We start from the raw sequence: 15755 nt of genomic DNA on the forward strand, positions 1-15755 counted from the left end.
ATGACCACGAACACCAACGAAAAGGGCCACGCCCCAGCCACCCCCGCAGGACAGAGCGTCCTCGACGCCCGCGGCGTCACCATGCGCTTCGGCGGCCTCACCGCCGTACGATCCGTCGACCTCACCGTCAACAGCGGCGAAATCGTCGGACTCATCGGCCCCAACGGCGCCGGCAAAACCACCTTCTTCAACTGCCTCACCGGCCTCTACATCCCCACCGAAGGCGAAGTCCGCTACAAAGGCCAGATCCTCCCCGCCAAATCCTTCAAGGTCACCGCGGCCGGCGTCGCCCGCACCTTCCAGAACATCCGCCTCTTCCCCAACATGACCGTGCTGGAGAACGTGCTCGTCGGCCGCCACACCCGCACCAAGGAAGGCCTCTGGTCAGCCCTCCTCCGCGGCCCCGGCTTCCACCGAGCCGAAGCCGCCTCCAAGACCCGCGCCATGGAACTCCTCGGCTTCGTCGGCCTCGCCGACAAAGCCGAACACCTCTCACGCAATCTCCCCTACGGAGAACAGCGCAAGCTGGAGATCGCCCGCGCACTCGCCAGCGAACCCGGCCTCCTGCTCCTCGACGAGCCCACCGCCGGCATGAACCCCCAGGAAACCCGCGCCACCGAAGAACTCGTCTTCGCCATCCGCGACATGGGTATCGCCGTCCTCGTCATCGAGCACGACATGCGCTTCATCTTCAACCTCTGCGACCGCGTCGCCGTCCTCGTCCAGGGCGAGAAACTCGTCGAAGGATCCAGCGAGACGGTCCGGCAGGACGACCGCGTCATCGCCGCCTACCTCGGCGAACCCTTCGAGGAGAACAACTGATGACCGCACTCCTTGAGGTCGAGGACCTCCGCGTCGCCTACGGCAGGATCGAAGCCGTCAAAGGCATCTCCTTCACCGTCGAGGCCGGCAAAGTCGTCACCCTCATCGGCACCAACGGCGCAGGCAAGACCACCACACTCCGCACCCTGTCAGGCCTGCTCAAGCCCGTCAGCGGCACCATCAAATTCAACGGCAAAGCCCTACGCAAATACCGCGCCGACCAAATAGTCGCCCTCGGCCTCGCCCACTCCCCCGAAGGCCGCCACATCTTCCCCCGCATGTCCATCGAGAACAATCTCCGCCTCGGCGCCTACCTCCGCTCCGACAAGGCAGGCATCGAAAAGGACATCAACCGCGCCTACGACCTCTTCCCCATCCTCGGAGAACGCAGGAAACAAGCAGCGGGCACCCTCTCCGGCGGCGAACAACAAATGCTCGCGATGGGCCGCGCCCTCATGTCACAACCCAAACTGCTCATGCTCGACGAACCCTCCATGGGACTCTCACCGATCATGATGCAGAAGATCATGGCGACCATCGCCGAACTGAAATCCCAGGGCACCACGATCCTCCTCGTCGAGCAGAACGCCCAAGCGGCGCTCTCCCTCGCCGACGAGGGCCACGTCATGGAAGTCGGCCGCATCGTCCTCTCCGGTACGGGTGGGGACCTGCTGCACGACGAATCGGTACGCAAGGCGTACCTCGGCGAGGACTGAGGCCACGCCCACCCCTCCCCGCATACGACAGGGCCCGCACCCCCGGCTTCGGGGTGCGGGCCCTGTCGTACGTACGCGCGTATGCCGGCTCCGGGGCTAACCCTTCGCCGCCTTCTTCTCCTCGGCGTCCTCGATGACCGCCTCCGCGACCTGCTGCATCGACAGCCTGCGGTCCATCGACGTCTTCTGGATCCACCGGAACGCGGCGGGCTCCGTCAGGCCGTACTCCGTCTGGAGGATCGACTTCGCGCGGTCCACCAGCTTCCGCGTCTCCAGCCGCTGGGAGAGGTCCGCGACCTCCTTCTCCAACGTCTTCAGCTCCGTGAACCGCGAGACGGCCATCTCGATCGCCGGGACGACGTCACTCTTGCTGAACGGCTTCACCAGGTACGCCATCGCACCCGCGTCCCTCGCCCGCTCGACGAGGTCCCGCTGCGAGAACGCGGTCAGCATCAGTACGGGGGCGATGGACTCCTCCGCGATCTTCTCCGCGGCGGAGATGCCGTCCAGGACGGGCATCTTCACGTCCAGGATCACGAGGTCCGGCCTGTGCTCGCGGGCCAGCTCGACGGCCTTCTCACCGTCGCCCGCCTCGCCGACGACGCTGTAGCCCTCTTCCTCCAGCATCTCTTTGAGGTCGAGCCGGATCAGGGCCTCGTCCTCGGCGATGACGACGCGGGTCGTCAGCGGCGGGACGTGCGACTGGTCGTCGCCGGACACGTCGTCGTCTGCGGGCTGGGGCGACTCGGGCGCGGTCACGGGGGGCTCCTCGATCAGGACAGGGGTGCAGCTCCCAAGAGCCTACCCAGCTGCGGTATGGTGGTTGGGCAGCGGGTTGGGGGAAACCTTTGATTCGTTGGGCCCCGGTAGTCCAATTGGCAGCAGACGAAGGTCTCAAACACCTTACAGTGTGGGTTCGAGTCCCACCCGGGGCACTTTTCCTTAGATTCCAAGGTCGTAATCCGCAAGCGGATGTTCTCGTTCCCGTGAACATCCGCTTTCTGCTGCTCACGACCGCATTCACTCACGCACCGTGTCCGTATGCACTTCCATGGCACAGAGGTACGGCAGCAAGCACTCACCCTGCTGCGGGGTGGCTCAAAGAACGCCGAAGTCGCCCGGCGACTGAACGTCCCCCTCGGCACCATCAGCTACTGGAAACACGTAGACCGCGCCAAGCGCGGAGAGCCGGTCGCGACGAGACCATCGCTTCTTTGCCCCCTCTGCCACCGGCGTCCGCTGGACAACTCCGCCTGCGCTTACCTGCTCGGCCTCTATTTAGGGGACGGCCATATCAGCCACTACGCCAAGCATCATGTTCCCAGCCTCGCGATCACCCTGGACGACGGCTGGCCCGGCATCCAGGACCTGGCCGAGACCGCACTTCGGGCGGTCTTTCCGCACAATGCCGCGTGCCGCGTACGCACGAAGGGCGCCCACAACATCAAGGTCTACTTCAAGCATCTCCCCTGCCTCTTCCCCCAGCACGGCCCCGGCAAGAAGCACGACCGCAAGATTGCCCTCGAACCCTGGCAGCAGGAGATCGTCGACGCGCACCCCTGGGACTTCGTCCGGGGGCTCATCCACTCCGACGGGTGCCGCATCACCAACTGGACGACCCGTATGGTCAGCGGGGAGCGGAAGCGCTATGAATATCCACGGTATTTCTTCACCAACGTCTCCGACGACATCCGTGAGATCTACACCGACACCCTCGACCAGCTCGGCATCGAGTGGACGCACTGCACCCGCAACGGCAACCCGTTCAACATCTCCGTCGCCCGCAAAGCCTCCGTGGCCCTGATGGACGCCCACATCGGCCCCAAATACTGACCGAACCGCCGGGGGCTACTCGTTCTCGCCGATGCGATGGACGCGGACCAGGTTCGTCGAGCCCGACACCCCCGGCGGGGAGCCGGCCGTGATGACGACCACGTCGCCCCGCTCGCAGCGGCCGATCTCCAGGAGCAGTTCGTCGACCTGGTCGACCATCGCGTCGGTGGAGTCGACGTGCGGGCCGAGGAAGGTTTCCACGCCCCAGGTGAGGTTCAGCTGGGAGCGGGTGGCCTTGTCGGGGGTGAAGGCGAGGAGCGGGATGGGTGAGCGGTAGCGGGAGAGGCGGCGGACCGTGTCGCCGGACTGGGTGAAGGCGACGAGGAATTTGGCGCCGAGGAAGTCGCCCATCTCGGCGGCGGCGCGGGCGACAGCGCCGCCCTGGGTGCGGGGTTTGCTCCGCTCGGTGAGTGGGGGCAGGCCCTTGGCGAGGATGTCCTCTTCGGCAGCTTCGACGATGCGGCCCATGGTCTTGACCGTTTCGACGGGGTATTTGCCGACGCTGGTCTCGCCGGAGAGCATCACCGCGTCCGTGCCGTCGATGACGGCGTTGGCGACGTCGCTCGCCTCGGCCCTGGTGGGGCGGGAGTTGTCGATCATGGAGTCGAGCATCTGGGTGGCGACGATGACCGGTTTGGCGTTGCGCTTGGCGAGTTTGATGGCGCGCTTTTGGACGATGGGGACTTGTTCGAGGGGCATTTCGACGCCGAGGTCGCCGCGGGCGACCATGATGCCGTCGAAGGCGGCGACGATGTCCTCGATGTTGTCGACGGCTTGCGGCTTCTCGACCTTGGCGATGACGGGGAGTCGGCGGCCTTCCTCGTCCATGATGCGGTGGACGTCTTCGATGTCGCGTCCGCTGCGTACGAAGGAGAGGGCGATGACGTCGAAGCCTGTACGCAGGGCCCAGCGGAGGTCTTCTTCGTCCTTGTCGGAGAGTGCGGGGACGGAGACGGCGACGCCGGGGAGGTTGAGGCCTTTGTGGTCGGAGACCATGCCGCCTTCGAGGACGGTGGTGGCGACGCGGGGGCCGATCACGCCGGTGACCTGGAGGGTCACCTTGCCGTCGTCGACGAGGATGCGTTCGCCGGAGGTGACGTCCTGGGCGAGGCCGCTGTAGGTGGTGCCGCAGCGTTGGCGGTCGCCTTGGACGCCGTCTTCGACGGTGATGGTGAACTCGTCGCCGCGTTCAAGGAGTACGGGGCCTTCGCTGAAGCGGCCGAGGCGGATCTTCGGGCCTTGAAGGTCGGCGAGGATGCCGACGCTGCGGCCGCTCTCCTCGGAGGCCTTGCGCACGCGCTGGTAGCGCTCCTCGTGTTCGGCGTGGGTGCCGTGGCTGAGGTTGAAGCGGGCTACGTCCATTCCGGCTTCGACCAGTGCCTTGATCTGGTCGTACGAGTCGGTGGCGGGGCCCAGGGTGCAGACGATTTTGGCTCGGCGCATGGTTCGACCCTAGGGCTTACCGGTCAGTAGTGAATTGGTCCTGCGTGACTACTCAACAACCTTTGGGTGAAGGGGTGTTGACAAGTGTTGAAGTGTGCGGGCGACTGCTCTGATGAGCGGTTTTTCGGCTGTCCCAGACCGGGTCACGGGTCCAGTCGTGGGGGTGTCATGGTGAAGCGGGCGTTGACCTGGGCGTAGACGTGCTGGCGTTGTGGTTCGAGGTCCAGGGGTGCGGTTTCGGTGGGCATGTCGGTCGCTCCGCCGTAGGCGACGGAGCGCATGGCACCGGCGGGTGCGCCGTAGCCGTGGGCGGGGGTGTTCTCGGCGTCGAGGTCGGCGAGTTCGACGAGGGCGGCGAGTTCGGTGCCGAGGGCTTCGGCGTATTCGCGGGCGCGTTGTACCGCTTCGCGGACGGCTTGCTGCCTGGCGCGGCGGTGGGTGGGTGAGTCGGGGCGCAGGGCCCACCAGGGGCCTTCGACGCGGGTGAGGTCGAGGTCGGCGAGGCGGCTGGTGAGTTCGCCGAGTGCGGTGAAGTCGGTGAGTTCGGCGGTGATGTGGACGCGGCCGTGGTAGGCGCGGACGCGTTCGGCGCGGCCGTGTCTGGTGAGTTCGGGGGTGATGGAGAAGGCGCCGGTCTCCAGTTTCTCGACGGTGTCGCCGTAGCTCTTGATGAGGTCGAGGGCGGTGGTGTTGCGCCGGGTGAGGTCGTTCAGGGCGTCGCGGCGGTCGGTGCCGCGGGCGTTGACGGTGATGCCGATGCGGGCGATCTCGGGGTCGACTTCGAGGTGTGCTTCGCCGCGGACGGCGAGGCGGGGGGCGTCGGGGGTGCCGTAGGGGGTGGGGGTGGTGTTCATGGGCTCACTGTCGCACTGTGCCGGTGGGTCCGACAGTCATCGGATCGCAACCTGGCGGGTCTGTTGCCGAACGGGCTGCGGAGGTCAGAATCTACGCGCGTTACTACGGTCGACCGAGGAGTACAGAAATGCCGCTGAACCGCAGGAAGTTCCTGGGCACGTCCGCCGTCACCGGCGTGGGCGTGGCGCTCACGGGTGGGGCTGTGGCGCCGTCCGTGGCGCAGGCGAAGGGGAAGCCGGGTCGGCGGGAGAAGCGGTATTCGTTCACCGTGCTCGGCACGACGGATCTGCACGGCAACGTCTTCAACTGGGATTACTTCACGGACAAGGAGTTCGACGACAAGGACCACAATGACGTGGGTCTGGCCAAGATCTCCACGTTGGTGAACGAGGTGCGTGCGGAGAAGGGGCGTCGCAATACGCTCCTGATCGACGCGGGTGACACCATCCAGGGCACGCAGCTTTCGTACTACTACGCCAAGGTGGATCCGATCACCGCCGTGCGCGGCCCGGTGCACCCGATGGCGCAGGCGATGAACGCGATGGGCTATGACGCGGCGGCGCTCGGCAATCACGAGTTCAATTACGGTATACCGGTGCTGCGCAAGTTCGAGGAGCAGTGTGATTTCCCGCTTCTCGGGGCCAATGCGCTGGACGCGAAGACGCAGCGGCCGGCGTTCCCGCCGTATTTCATGAAGCGGCTGCGTACTCCGCACGGGCGTGATGTGAAGGTGGCGGTGCTCGGTCTGACGAATCCGGGTATCGCGATCTGGGACAAGGCGAACGTCCAGGGCAAGATGACGTTTCCCGGTCTTGAGGAGCAGGCCGCGAAGTGGGTGCCGAGGCTGCGGTCGATGGGTGCGGATGTCGTGATCGTGTCGGCGCACTCCGGTTCCAGTGGCACGTCGTCGTACGGGGATCAGTTGCCGTATGTGGAGAACGCGGCGGGCCTGGTGGCGGAGCAGGTGCCGGGTATCGACGCGATTTTGGTGGGGCACGCGCACACGGAGATTCCCGAGTACTTCGTGGAGAACAAGGCGACGGGCAAGCGGGTCGTCCTGTCGGAGCCGCTGAAGTGGGGGCAGCGTCTGACGTTGTTCGACTTCGAGCTGGTGTGGGTGAAGGGCCGGTGGACGGTGGAGAAGGTGGGGGCGAAGGTCCTGAACTCCAACACGGCCGCGGAGGACGGGAAGATCACGCGGCTGCTGGCCGACGAGCACAAGAAGGTCGTCGCCTACGTCAATCAGGTCATCGGCACGTCGAAGGCGGCGATGAGTACGGCCGAGGGCCCGTACAAGGATGTCGCGATCATCGATCTGATCAATCGGGTGCAGAAGGAGACGGTGGCGCAGGCGTTGGCGGGTGGGACGTACGCGGCGCTGCCGGTGCTCTCGCAGGCGTCGTGTTTCTCGCGGACCGCGCGGATTCCGGCGGGCGAGGTGACGATCAAGGACGCGGCGGGGCTGTATCCCTTCGAGAACACCCTGGAGGCGCGGTTGCTCACGGGTGCGCAGCTCAAGGAGTACCTGGAGTTCTCGGCGCGCTACTACGTGCAGACGCCCGCGGGTGCCCCGGTGGACCCGGCGAAGCTGACGAACGCCGAGAAGATCCCGGATTACAACTACGACGCGGTGTATGGCGTGACGTATGAGATCGATATCGCGAAGCCGGTGGGTTCGCGTGTCGTGAAGTTGTCGTTCGAGGGCGAGGAGATCGACCCGAAGGCCGAGTTCGTGCTGGCGGTGAACAATTACCGGGCGAGCGGTGGCGGGAATTTCCCGCATGTCGCGGGTGCCAAGCAGGTGTGGGCGAATTCGGAGGAGATCCGTAACACGATCATCGGCTGGGTGAAGGCGAAGGGGACGATCGATCCCGCTGGGTTCGCGTCGGTGGACTGGAGGCTGACCCGGGACGGTACGCCGGTGTTCTGAGTGGCGTTGTTCGTGGCCTCCCCCGGCGGGCGTCCGCCGGGGGCCGGGGTGGCCCGGGTGGGGGTCAGTTCTTGAGGCGTACGAGGTTTCCGCGCTGTTCCCCCACGCGGCCGGTGGCCTGGCCGGGGATGGTGGGGGTGTGCAGGCCGAAGCTGGTGAACGCGGTGCGGCGGGGCAGGGGGTAGGGGTCCTTGCCGGTGAGGGCGTTGAGGATGGTGGCGCTGCGCCAGGCGGCGAGGCCGAGGTCGGGGGCGCCGACGCCGTGGGTGTGGCGTTCGGCGTTCTGTACGTAGATGTTGCTGCCGGTGGCGGTGATGGAGGGGTCGAGGACGAGGCGGTAGTGCTCGTCGACGCGGGGGCGGGCGGAGGAGTCCTTGCGGATGTAGGGGTCGAGGCCGGCGAGGAGTTGCTCGGTGGGGCGTTCGCGGTAGCCGGTGGCGAGGACGACGGCGTCGGTGGTGAGGCGGGAGCGCGTGCCCTGCTGGAGGTGTTCCAGGTGGAGTTCGACGCGGGTGCTGGCGACGCGGCCGGCGGTGCGGACGAGGACGCCGGGGGTGAGGACGGCGTCGGGCCAGCCGCCGTGGAGGGTGTGCCGGTAGAGCTCGTCGTGGATGGCGGCGATGGTGTCGGCGTCGATGCCTTTGTGGAGTTGCCATTGGTGGGGCACGAGGTCGTCGCGGACCGTTTCGGGCAGGGCGTGGAAGTAGCGGGTGTAGTCGGGTGTGAAGTGTTCCAGGCCCAGCTTCGAGTACTCCATGGGTGCGAAGGCTTCGGTGCGGGTGAGCCAGTGGATTTTCTCGCGGCCGGCGGGGCGGGCTCGCAGCAGGTCGAGGAAGACTTCGGCGCCGGACTGTCCTGAGCCGATGACGGTGATGTGCTCGGCGGAGAGCAGCAGTTCGCGGTGGTCGAGGTAGTCCGCGGAGTGGATGACGGGGACGGTGGGGGCTTCGGCGAGGGGTTTGAGGGGTTCGGGGATGTGGGGGGCGGTGCCGACGCCGAGGGCGATGTTCCTGGTGTAGGTGCGGCCGAGGGCTTCGGCTTCGCCGTCGGTGTCGAGCTGGGTGAAGTCGACTTCGAAGAGGTCGCGTTCGGGGTTCCAGCGGACGGCGTCGACCTGGTGGCCGAAGTGGAGTGCGGTGAGGTTTTCGCTGACCCAGCGGCAGTAGGCGTCGTACTCGGCGCGCTGGATGTGGAAGCGCTCGGCGAAGTAGAAGGGGAAGAGCCGCTCGCGGCTCTTGAGGTAGCTGAGGAAGGACCAGGGGCTCGCGGGGTCGGCGAGGGTGACGAGGTCGGCGAGGAAGGGCACTTGGAGGGTGGCGCCTTCGATGAGGAGGCCGGGGTGCCAGTGGAAGCCGTGGCTCTGTTCGTAGAAGACGGTGTCGAGTTCGCCGAGGGGGTGGGCGAGGGCGGCGAGGGAGAGGTTGAAGGGGCCGATGCCGATGCCGACGAGGTCGCGGGGGTCTTCGGGCGTGGAGCGCGGCGTGGGGTCGGGCTGGTCGGGCGTGCCGGTCATCGGGGGGTGGTTCCTTCCGCGAGGTGGGGGGTGGTGCGCGCGGCCCTGGCGGTGGCCTGTCGGCTGGTGTCGTCGACGTGTTCGAGGAGCGTGGTGAGGTCGCCGGGGCGGGTGTGCGGGTTGAGGAGGGTGGCTTTCAGCCATCGGCGGCCGTCGAGGTCGGCGCGGCCGAGGACGGCGGTGCCTTCGGTGAGCAGTCGCCTTCGTACGTGGGCGAGGTGGGTGTCGTCGGTGTCTGTGGGGCGGAACAGGACGGTGCTGATGGCCGGGGTGTCGTACAGCTCGAAGCGGAGGTGGTCTTCGATGAGGGCGGCGAAGTGCCGTGCGTGGTCGCAGACTCGGTCGACGAGTGCGCCGAGTCCCGTGCGGCCGAGGGCTTTGAGGGTGACGGCGATCTTGAGGATGTCGGGGCGGCGTGTGGTGCGCAGGGAGCGGCCGAGGAGGTCGGGCAGGCCCGCTTCGGTGTCGTCGTCGGCGTTGAGGTAGTCGGCGCGGTGGGTGAGCGCGGCGAGGTCGTTCGGGTCGCGGACGGCGAGCAGTCCGGCGGCGGCGGGCTGCCAGCCGAGTTTGTGCAGGTCGAGGGTGACGGTGTGGGCGCGCTCGATGCCTTTCAGGAGGTGTTTGCGTACGTCGCTGAAGAGCAGGCCGCCGCCGTACGCGGCGTCGATGTGCAGCCGGGCGCGGTGGGCGGCGCAGACGTCGGCGATGTCGTCGAGGGGGTCGATGAGTCCGGCGTCGGTGGTGCCGGCGGTGGCGGTGACGAGGAAGGTGGTGTGCGGGCCGCCGAGTTCGTTGAGGGCTTCGTCGAGGGCGGCCGGGTCGAGGGTGCCGGCGGGGGCGGGGACGGTGACCGGGTCGGGCAGGCCGAGGAGCCAGGCGCCGCGGGCGAGGGAGTGGTGGGCGTTCTCGCCGACGAGGAGGCGCAGCGGGCCTCGGGTGGCGGCTTCGCGGGCGAGGAGCAGGGCGAGTTGGTTGGACTCGGTGCCGCCGGTGGTGACCAGGGCGTCCGCTTCGGGGTGGACCTCGGCGGCGAGTGCGCGGGTGACGAGGGTTTCGAGGGTGGAGGCGGCGGGGGCCTGGTCCCAGGAGTCCATGGAGGGGTTGAGCGCGGAGGCGGCGAGGTCGGCGGCGGCCGCCAGGGCGAGTGGCGGGCAGTGCAGGTGGGCGGCGCACAGGGGGTCGGCGGGGTCGGCGGCGCCTTCGGCGAGCGCGTGGACGAGGGTGCGCAGGGCGGCTTCGGGGCCCGTGCCGTGCTCGGGCAGGACGGGTTCGGCTGCGGCGCGGACGCGGTCGGTGACGGCGGTGGGGCCGTCGGCGGGGAGCGGGCCGCCGCGGGCGGTCGCCCCGTGGTGCAGGGCGTCGAGCGTGACCGCGAGCAAGGGCCGCAGGGCGTCGGGGCCTTGGACGCCTCCGGCGAGGGGCGGCGGGGTGCTCATGGGGCGTGTCCTTCGGGTGCGCGCGTACAGGGGCACCAGCCTGTACGCCGGGTGGGCGCCGCGCCCGGGGTCCTCGGCGATCCGAACCCGAAAGTGGTACTGCCGTGCGGAGAAAACGTGTGGGTGCGGTGGGGGTGCTGAGCGGGCCGGGGGCGCGCAGGGGTGGCGCGGGGCGTCGCGTGCCGGAACCCCCGGCCCGGGGTTCCGGCACGGCGCTGCGGCTTCTCAGGGGCGGAAGTCGTCCTTGTGGTCGTCGGCCCACTGGGCGAACGTGCGGGCCGGCTTGCCGGTGACGGTTTCGACCGTGGTGGTGATCTCCGGTTCGGTGCCGACGGTTTCGGCGAAGGAGGCGAGGATGGCGGGCAGCATCTGCGGTGGTACGTGCGGGAAGAGTTCGGGGCCGACTTCGTTCGGCGGTATGTCGACGAAGCGCAGGGTGCGGCCGAGGGCGGCGCCGATGGCGTGGATCTGCTGTTCCGTCGTGACGGCCTCGGGCCCGGTGAGGCGGTGGACGGCGCCGTCGTGTCCGTCGTCGAGGAGGGTGCGGGCGGCGACCTCGGCGATGTCGTCCTCGTGGATGGGGGCGGTCACGGCGCCGCCGAAGGGGCCGCGCACGGTGTCACCGGCGTGGATCTGCGGCGCCCACTGGAGGGAGTTGGTGGCGAAGGCGTTGGGCCGCAGGAAGGTGTGGCCGAGGCCGCTCTCCGTCACGTGTGCTTCGAGTTCGGCGTGGGCGGCGTAGATGGGGTGGCTGGTGTCGGCGCCGTCCTGGATGATGCCCGAGGAGAGGACGGTGACGTGGCGGACGCCGCCCGCGCGGGCCGCTTGAAGGAGGGCGGCGGTGTGCGTGCCCGCGGCCTGGAGGTGCAGGAAGAGACCCGAGGCGCCCTCGAACAGCGGGGCGAGGTCGGCGGGTCGGGGCCGGTCGCCGGAGAGGTCGAGGTGGCCGACGTCCACGGATTCGGGCAGTCCGGCGCGCTCGGGGGCGCGGGTCAGGGCGCGTACGGGGGTTCCTTCGGCGGTGAGCCGGCCCACGAGGGCGCGGCCCACGTTTCCGGTGGCTCCGGTCACGACGATCACGGCAGGGCTCCTTCTGGTGGGGGTGCGCGCGGCCGTTCCGGCAGGTCCGGCCCGGCCCGGGTGCGAGCCTAGGCCGGTTGTGCCGGGTGCCGGATCGTCGTTTGGGACCAGTGGGCGTAGGCCGTGGGACCTACGCCGCGCGGCCCGGATCAGGCCCTGCCGGTGCCCTTGCCCGTGCCCTTTTCAGTGCCCTTGCCTGCGCCCTGTCGGACGCGCAACGCCCGCGCCAGGTCGTCGAGTTGGTCGGCGAACTTGCGGCGCAGGGTGGGGATCGGGTCCGCGTCCCGCAGGCACCGCTCGCCCAGCCGCAGCGTCTCGGCGTCCACGAAGGGGGCGGGGAAGGCCCACTGGCCCACCACGTCGGCGATCGCGGAGCCGCGCCGGGCCGCCACGGCGACGGCGTCCTCGTAGTAGCGCGGGACGTACTCCCTGACGAGGTCGGCCTGTTCGGGTTGCCAGAAACCCTGCGCGGTGGCCTTGAGGAGGTAGTTGGACAGTTCGTCGGAGGCGAACATCGCGTCCCAGGCGGCCCGCTTGGCCGCGGCGTCCGGCAGCGCGGCCCGGCAGCGGGCGGCGCCCTCCTGGCCGGTGGCGCTCGGGTCCCGCGCCAGCTCGGCGGCGATGGCCGCCTCGTCGGTCGCGTCCAGCACGGCGAGGCGGGCGAGGACGCGCCAGCGCAGCTCCTGGGTCGAGTTCGGGGCCGCCGGGCACGGTGCCCTCGTTCAGCCACGCCTGGAGGGGACCGGGCTGGGTGGCGACGTCGATGGCGGCGCGGACGGCGGTGAGGCGCAGGCCGGGGTGGGAGCCGTCCTCGGTGCGTCGGATCAGGTCGCGGCAGAGTTCGCCGAGGGCGGCGAGTGCGGCGGGCCGCTCCTCGGGGCCGGCGTAGCGGCCGGCGATGTGGGCGGTGGCGAAGGTGAGGACGCCTTGGACGATGGCGAGGTCGCTCTCCTCGGGGAGGTGGGCGAGGGCCGTCGCGAGGTAGGAGCCGGCGTCGAGTTCGCCGTCGCGGACCATGTCGCGCAGGCTGTTCCACAGGACGGCGCGGGTGAGGGCGTCCGGGACTCCGGAAAGGTCGCGCAGCGCGGTCTCCTGGGAGGTCTCGTCGAGGCGGATCTTGGCGTAGGTGAGGTCCTGGTCGTTGGGGACGATCAGGGCGGGGCGTCCGCCGTCGCGGGGCGTGGCGGGCTCGGTGGACGGGATGTCGGTCTCGTACCGCTCGCGCAGGACGAGGCCGCGGCCGCCGGCGAGGTCGCGGTCGTAGACGCCGACGGCGACGCGGTGGGGGCGGCCGTCGCCGTGGGTGCCGTCGCCCGTGCCGCGGTCGAGGGTGAGCGTCCACTCGCGTCCGGCGTGCGCGACCTTCGAGGTGAGGGTGTCGACGCCCGTGGTGCGCAGCCAGGCCTCGGCCCAGGCGTGCACGTCGCGGTCGGTGGCGTGGGCGAGGGAGTCGATGAAGTCGGCGAGGGTGGCGTTGGCGAACTTGTGCCGCGCGAAGTGGGTGTTGATGCCCGCGAGGAAGTCCTTCTCGCCGAGCCAGGCGACGAGCTGGCGCAGGGCGCTCGCCCCCTTGGCGTACGAGATGCCGTCGAAGTTGAGCATCGCGGACGCGGTGTCGGGGACGGCGTCGGCGGCGGGGGCGACGGGGTGGGTGGAGGGGCGCTGGTCGGCGTCGTACCCCCAGGATTTGCGGGTGACGCCGAAGTCGGTCCACGGGTCCTTGAAGCGGGTGGCCTCGGCGGTGGTCTGGAAGCCCATGTACTCGGCGAAGGACTCGTTCAGCCAGATGTCGTCCCACCAGGTGAGGGTGACGAGGTCGCCGAACCACATGTGGGCCATCTCGTGGGCGATGACCATGGCGCGGGTCTGCCGCTCGGTGTCGGTGACAGCGGAGCGGTAGACGAATTCGTCGCGGAGGATGACGAGGCCGGGGTTCTCCATGGCGCCCATGTTGAATTCGGGGACGAACGCCTGGTCGTAGGAGTCGAAGGGGTAGGGCTCCTCGAACTTCTCGTGGTAGCGGTCGAAGCAGGCCCGCGTGATGTCGAGGATCTCCTCGGCGTCGGCGTCCAGGAACGGTGCGAGCGAGCGGCGGCAGTGGATGCCGAAGGGGAGGCCGCGGTGTTCGGTGCGCACGGAGTGGTAGGGGCCGGCGGCGACCGCGACGAGGTAGGTGGAGATGAGCGGGGTGGGGGCGGCGCGCCAGGTGCCGTCGCCGAGGTGTTCGGTGATGCCGTTGGCGAGGACGGTCCAGCCTTCGGGGGCGGTGACGGTCAGCTCGAAGACGGACTTCAGGTCGGGCTGGTCGAAGGCGGCGAAGACGCGCTGCACGTCCTCCATGAACAACTGCGTGTACGTGTACGTCTCGCCGTCACTGGGGTCGGTGAAGCGGTGCATGCCCTCGCCGGTGCGGGAGTAGCGCATCGCGGCGTCCACGCGCAGCTCGTGTTCGCCCGCGGTGAGCCCGTCGAGCGCGAGGCGGTTGTCGGCCAGGTCCACGGCGAGAGGCTGCCCGTCGAGGGTGGCGGAGCGCAGCTCGGCGGGCTTGAGCTCGACGAAGGTGGCGCCGTCGGTGCGGGCGCTGAACCGGATGACGGTACGCGAGTCGAAGGTGCCGACGGTGGGGTCGGTCGCCTGGGTCAGGTCGAGTTCGACGGTGTACCGGTGGACGTCGATGAGCTGGGCTCGGGTCTGCGCTTCGTCGCGCGTCAGTACGGGCATGGGCCCATGCTGCCCGATGGCACCGGCGTCGGTGAAGGTCAGGGCGGTGTGCGCCGTCCGGCGGGGGGTGGCGTCAGGACGACTTGGCGATCGTCTCGTGGTGGCGGATCACCTCGGCGATGATGAAGTTGAGCAGCTTCTCGGCGAACGCGGGGTCGAGCTTGGCGCTCTCGGCGAGTTCGCGCAGCCGGGCGATCTGGCGGGCCTCGCGGGCCGGGTCGGCGGGCGGCAGCTGGTGGTTGGCCTTGAGGTGGCCGACCTGCTGGGTGCACTTGAAGCGCTCGGCGAGCATGTGGACGACGGCGGCGTCGATGTTGTCGATGCTGTCGCGCAGCCGGGACAGCTCGGCGCGCACGGCCTCGTCCGTACCCTCCGCCGCGCTCGCGCCGTTCGTGTCACTGGTGTGGCTGGTGGTCATGGTGCATGAGCCTACGTTGCCGGTCGGGGGCGGGGGGAGGGTGGTGGAGCGGGGGGTGGGGTGTGGCCCTGCCGCACCGGTGCCGCCCCTGTGCCGCCCCCGGAGGGGGACCGCAGCATCGGCGGGTCGTCGGGATCCGGCACCTGCTGTGACCAGCCGCCGGGCACGGCACGGCCCTGCTGTTCCCGGAAGCGGACGGGTGCCGTGCCGACGCGGCGGGTGAAGAGGCGGGAGAAGTACGCCGGGTCGTCGTAGCCGACGCGGCGGGCGACGGCGGCGACGGGCAGCTCCGTGGCGGCGAGGAGTTCCTTGGCGCGGCCGAGGCGGATGCCGAGGAGGTAGTCCTTGGGGCTGCATCCGGCGCCGCGCCGCACGGCGGTGCGCAGCTCGGCGGGGGTCATGCCGTGCCGGGCGGCGTGTTCGGCGACGGACAGGGGGCGGAACGCGTCGCGGGCCAGGGCCTGGAGGACGGGGTCGCCGTCGGGGGCGATGTCGGCGCGGGCGCGGCGCAGGGCGACGAGGAGTTCGTGGACGGCGGCGCCGGTCTCGACTTCGAGGAGGGGGTTGCCGCGGCGGGCCGCGCGGGCGATGCGGCCGACGGCGGCGCGGGCGCCCGCCGCGTCGGAGAGGGGTACCACGGGGCGGCTGGGTTCGATGTAGCCGAGTTCGGTGTACGTCGCGGTCGCGGGGCCGGTGAAGTCGACGAAGCACTCGTCCCAGCCGGTGTCGGGGTCGGGCCCGTAGTGGTGGCGTACGCCGGGGGTGAGCCAGATCAGGGCGGGTGCGGTCACCGTCGTACGGCGTCCGTCGGGGCCGCGGAACCAGCCGCCGCCCGCGCTGATGACGACGGCGACGTGGTGGTCGAGGGTGCGGGGGCCGACGGTCGGCAGGAGGCCGTGCTGGAGGCCGACGCCGAGGCAGGCAAGGCCGAGCTTGTGGTGGGCCGGGCTGGGAGTGAAATACCGCATCCACGTGTGGTACATCCGCG

The 15755-nt window shown here is 69.5% G+C and carries 12 protein-coding genes, 1 tRNA gene and 1 pseudogene; 5 read left to right on the top strand and 9 right to left on the bottom strand.

All coding sequences use genetic code 11. The features are described 5' to 3' along the window. Together KKZ08_RS09645 and KKZ08_RS09650 are read left to right on the top strand one after the other, a co-directional pair. Positions 1-822, top strand: a complete 822-nt coding sequence (locus tag KKZ08_RS09645; protein ID WP_223774055.1) for an ABC transporter ATP-binding protein — start codon at positions 1-3, stop codon at positions 820-822. Then, positions 822-1538: an ABC transporter ATP-binding protein gene (locus KKZ08_RS09650; protein ID WP_223774056.1), complete on the top strand. Its 717-nt coding sequence runs from the start codon at positions 822-824 to the stop codon at positions 1536-1538. Before KKZ08_RS09645 ends, KKZ08_RS09650 begins: the two co-directional genes overlap by 1 nt. A 96-nt stretch (positions 1539-1634) precedes the next feature. Here KKZ08_RS09650 and KKZ08_RS09655 read toward each other — a convergent pair whose 3' ends face one another. Continuing rightward, positions 1635-2297 (bottom strand): response regulator, encoded by a 663-nt coding sequence (locus KKZ08_RS09655; protein ID WP_223774057.1) that lies wholly within the window; start codon positions 2295-2297, stop codon positions 1635-1637. 101 nt (positions 2298-2398) lie between these two features. Here KKZ08_RS09655 and KKZ08_RS09660 point away from each other — a divergent pair. Next, positions 2399-2473 (top strand) — tRNA-Leu (locus KKZ08_RS09660). Positions 2474-2579: 106 nt separating this feature from the next. Beyond that, on the top strand, positions 2580-3371 hold the full coding sequence (locus tag KKZ08_RS09665) for a helix-turn-helix domain-containing protein (protein WP_223774058.1): 792 nt from the start codon (positions 2580-2582) through the stop codon (positions 3369-3371). A 15-nt stretch (positions 3372-3386) separates the two neighbouring features. Here the strand turns inward: KKZ08_RS09665 and pyk are convergent, their stop codons facing one another. Then, positions 3387-4814: a pyruvate kinase gene (gene pyk, locus KKZ08_RS09670; RefSeq protein WP_223774059.1), complete on the bottom strand. Its 1428-nt coding sequence runs from the start codon at positions 4812-4814 to the stop codon at positions 3387-3389. Positions 4815-4957: 143 nt separating this feature from the next. After that, positions 4958-5668, bottom strand: a complete 711-nt coding sequence (locus KKZ08_RS09675) for an SIMPL domain-containing protein (RefSeq protein ID WP_223774060.1) — start codon at positions 5666-5668, stop codon at positions 4958-4960. A 128-nt stretch (positions 5669-5796) separates the two neighbouring features. On the opposite strand from KKZ08_RS09675, the gene KKZ08_RS09680 reads away from it, so the two are divergent. Continuing rightward, positions 5797-7599: a 5'-nucleotidase C-terminal domain-containing protein gene (locus tag KKZ08_RS09680; protein ID WP_223774061.1), complete on the top strand. Its 1803-nt coding sequence runs from the start codon at positions 5797-5799 to the stop codon at positions 7597-7599. Positions 7600-7663: 64 nt separating this feature from the next. Here the strand turns inward: KKZ08_RS09680 and KKZ08_RS09685 are convergent, their stop codons facing one another. The 6 genes and pseudogenes from KKZ08_RS09685 to KKZ08_RS09710 form a co-directional block, all read right to left on the bottom strand. After that, positions 7664-9112, bottom strand: coding sequence for a SidA/IucD/PvdA family monooxygenase (locus KKZ08_RS09685; RefSeq protein WP_223774062.1), 1449 nt, complete (start codon positions 9110-9112; stop codon positions 7664-7666). Further along, positions 9109-10548, bottom strand: coding sequence for an aminotransferase class I/II-fold pyridoxal phosphate-dependent enzyme (locus KKZ08_RS09690; RefSeq protein WP_223774063.1), 1440 nt, complete (start codon positions 10546-10548; stop codon positions 9109-9111). The genes KKZ08_RS09685 and KKZ08_RS09690 overlap by 4 nt, the downstream gene beginning before the upstream one ends. Before the next feature lie 225 nt (positions 10549-10773). Continuing rightward, on the bottom strand, positions 10774-11628 hold the full coding sequence (locus KKZ08_RS09695) for an NAD(P)H-binding protein (protein WP_223774064.1): 855 nt from the start codon (positions 11626-11628) through the stop codon (positions 10774-10776). A gap of 149 nt (positions 11629-11777) precedes the next feature. Next, positions 11778-14349: pseudogene (gene pepN, locus KKZ08_RS09700) on the bottom strand (aminopeptidase N). Positions 14350-14422: 73 nt separating this feature from the next. Beyond that, complete coding sequence (locus tag KKZ08_RS09705) at positions 14423-14767, bottom strand: chorismate mutase (protein ID WP_223774065.1); 345 nt, start codon at positions 14765-14767, stop codon at positions 14423-14425. An 11-nt stretch (positions 14768-14778) separates the two neighbouring features. Then, positions 14779-15750 carry an AraC family transcriptional regulator gene (locus tag KKZ08_RS09710; protein WP_223774066.1) on the bottom strand — a complete coding sequence of 324 codons (972 nt, stop codon included), beginning with the start codon at positions 15748-15750 and terminating at the stop codon, positions 14779-14781. Positions 15751-15755: the final 5 nt, after the last annotated feature.

Origin of the sequence: Streptomyces sp. 135, assembly GCF_020026305.1 — a bacterium.
Classification (GTDB): domain Bacteria; phylum Actinomycetota; class Actinomycetes; order Streptomycetales; family Streptomycetaceae; genus Streptomyces.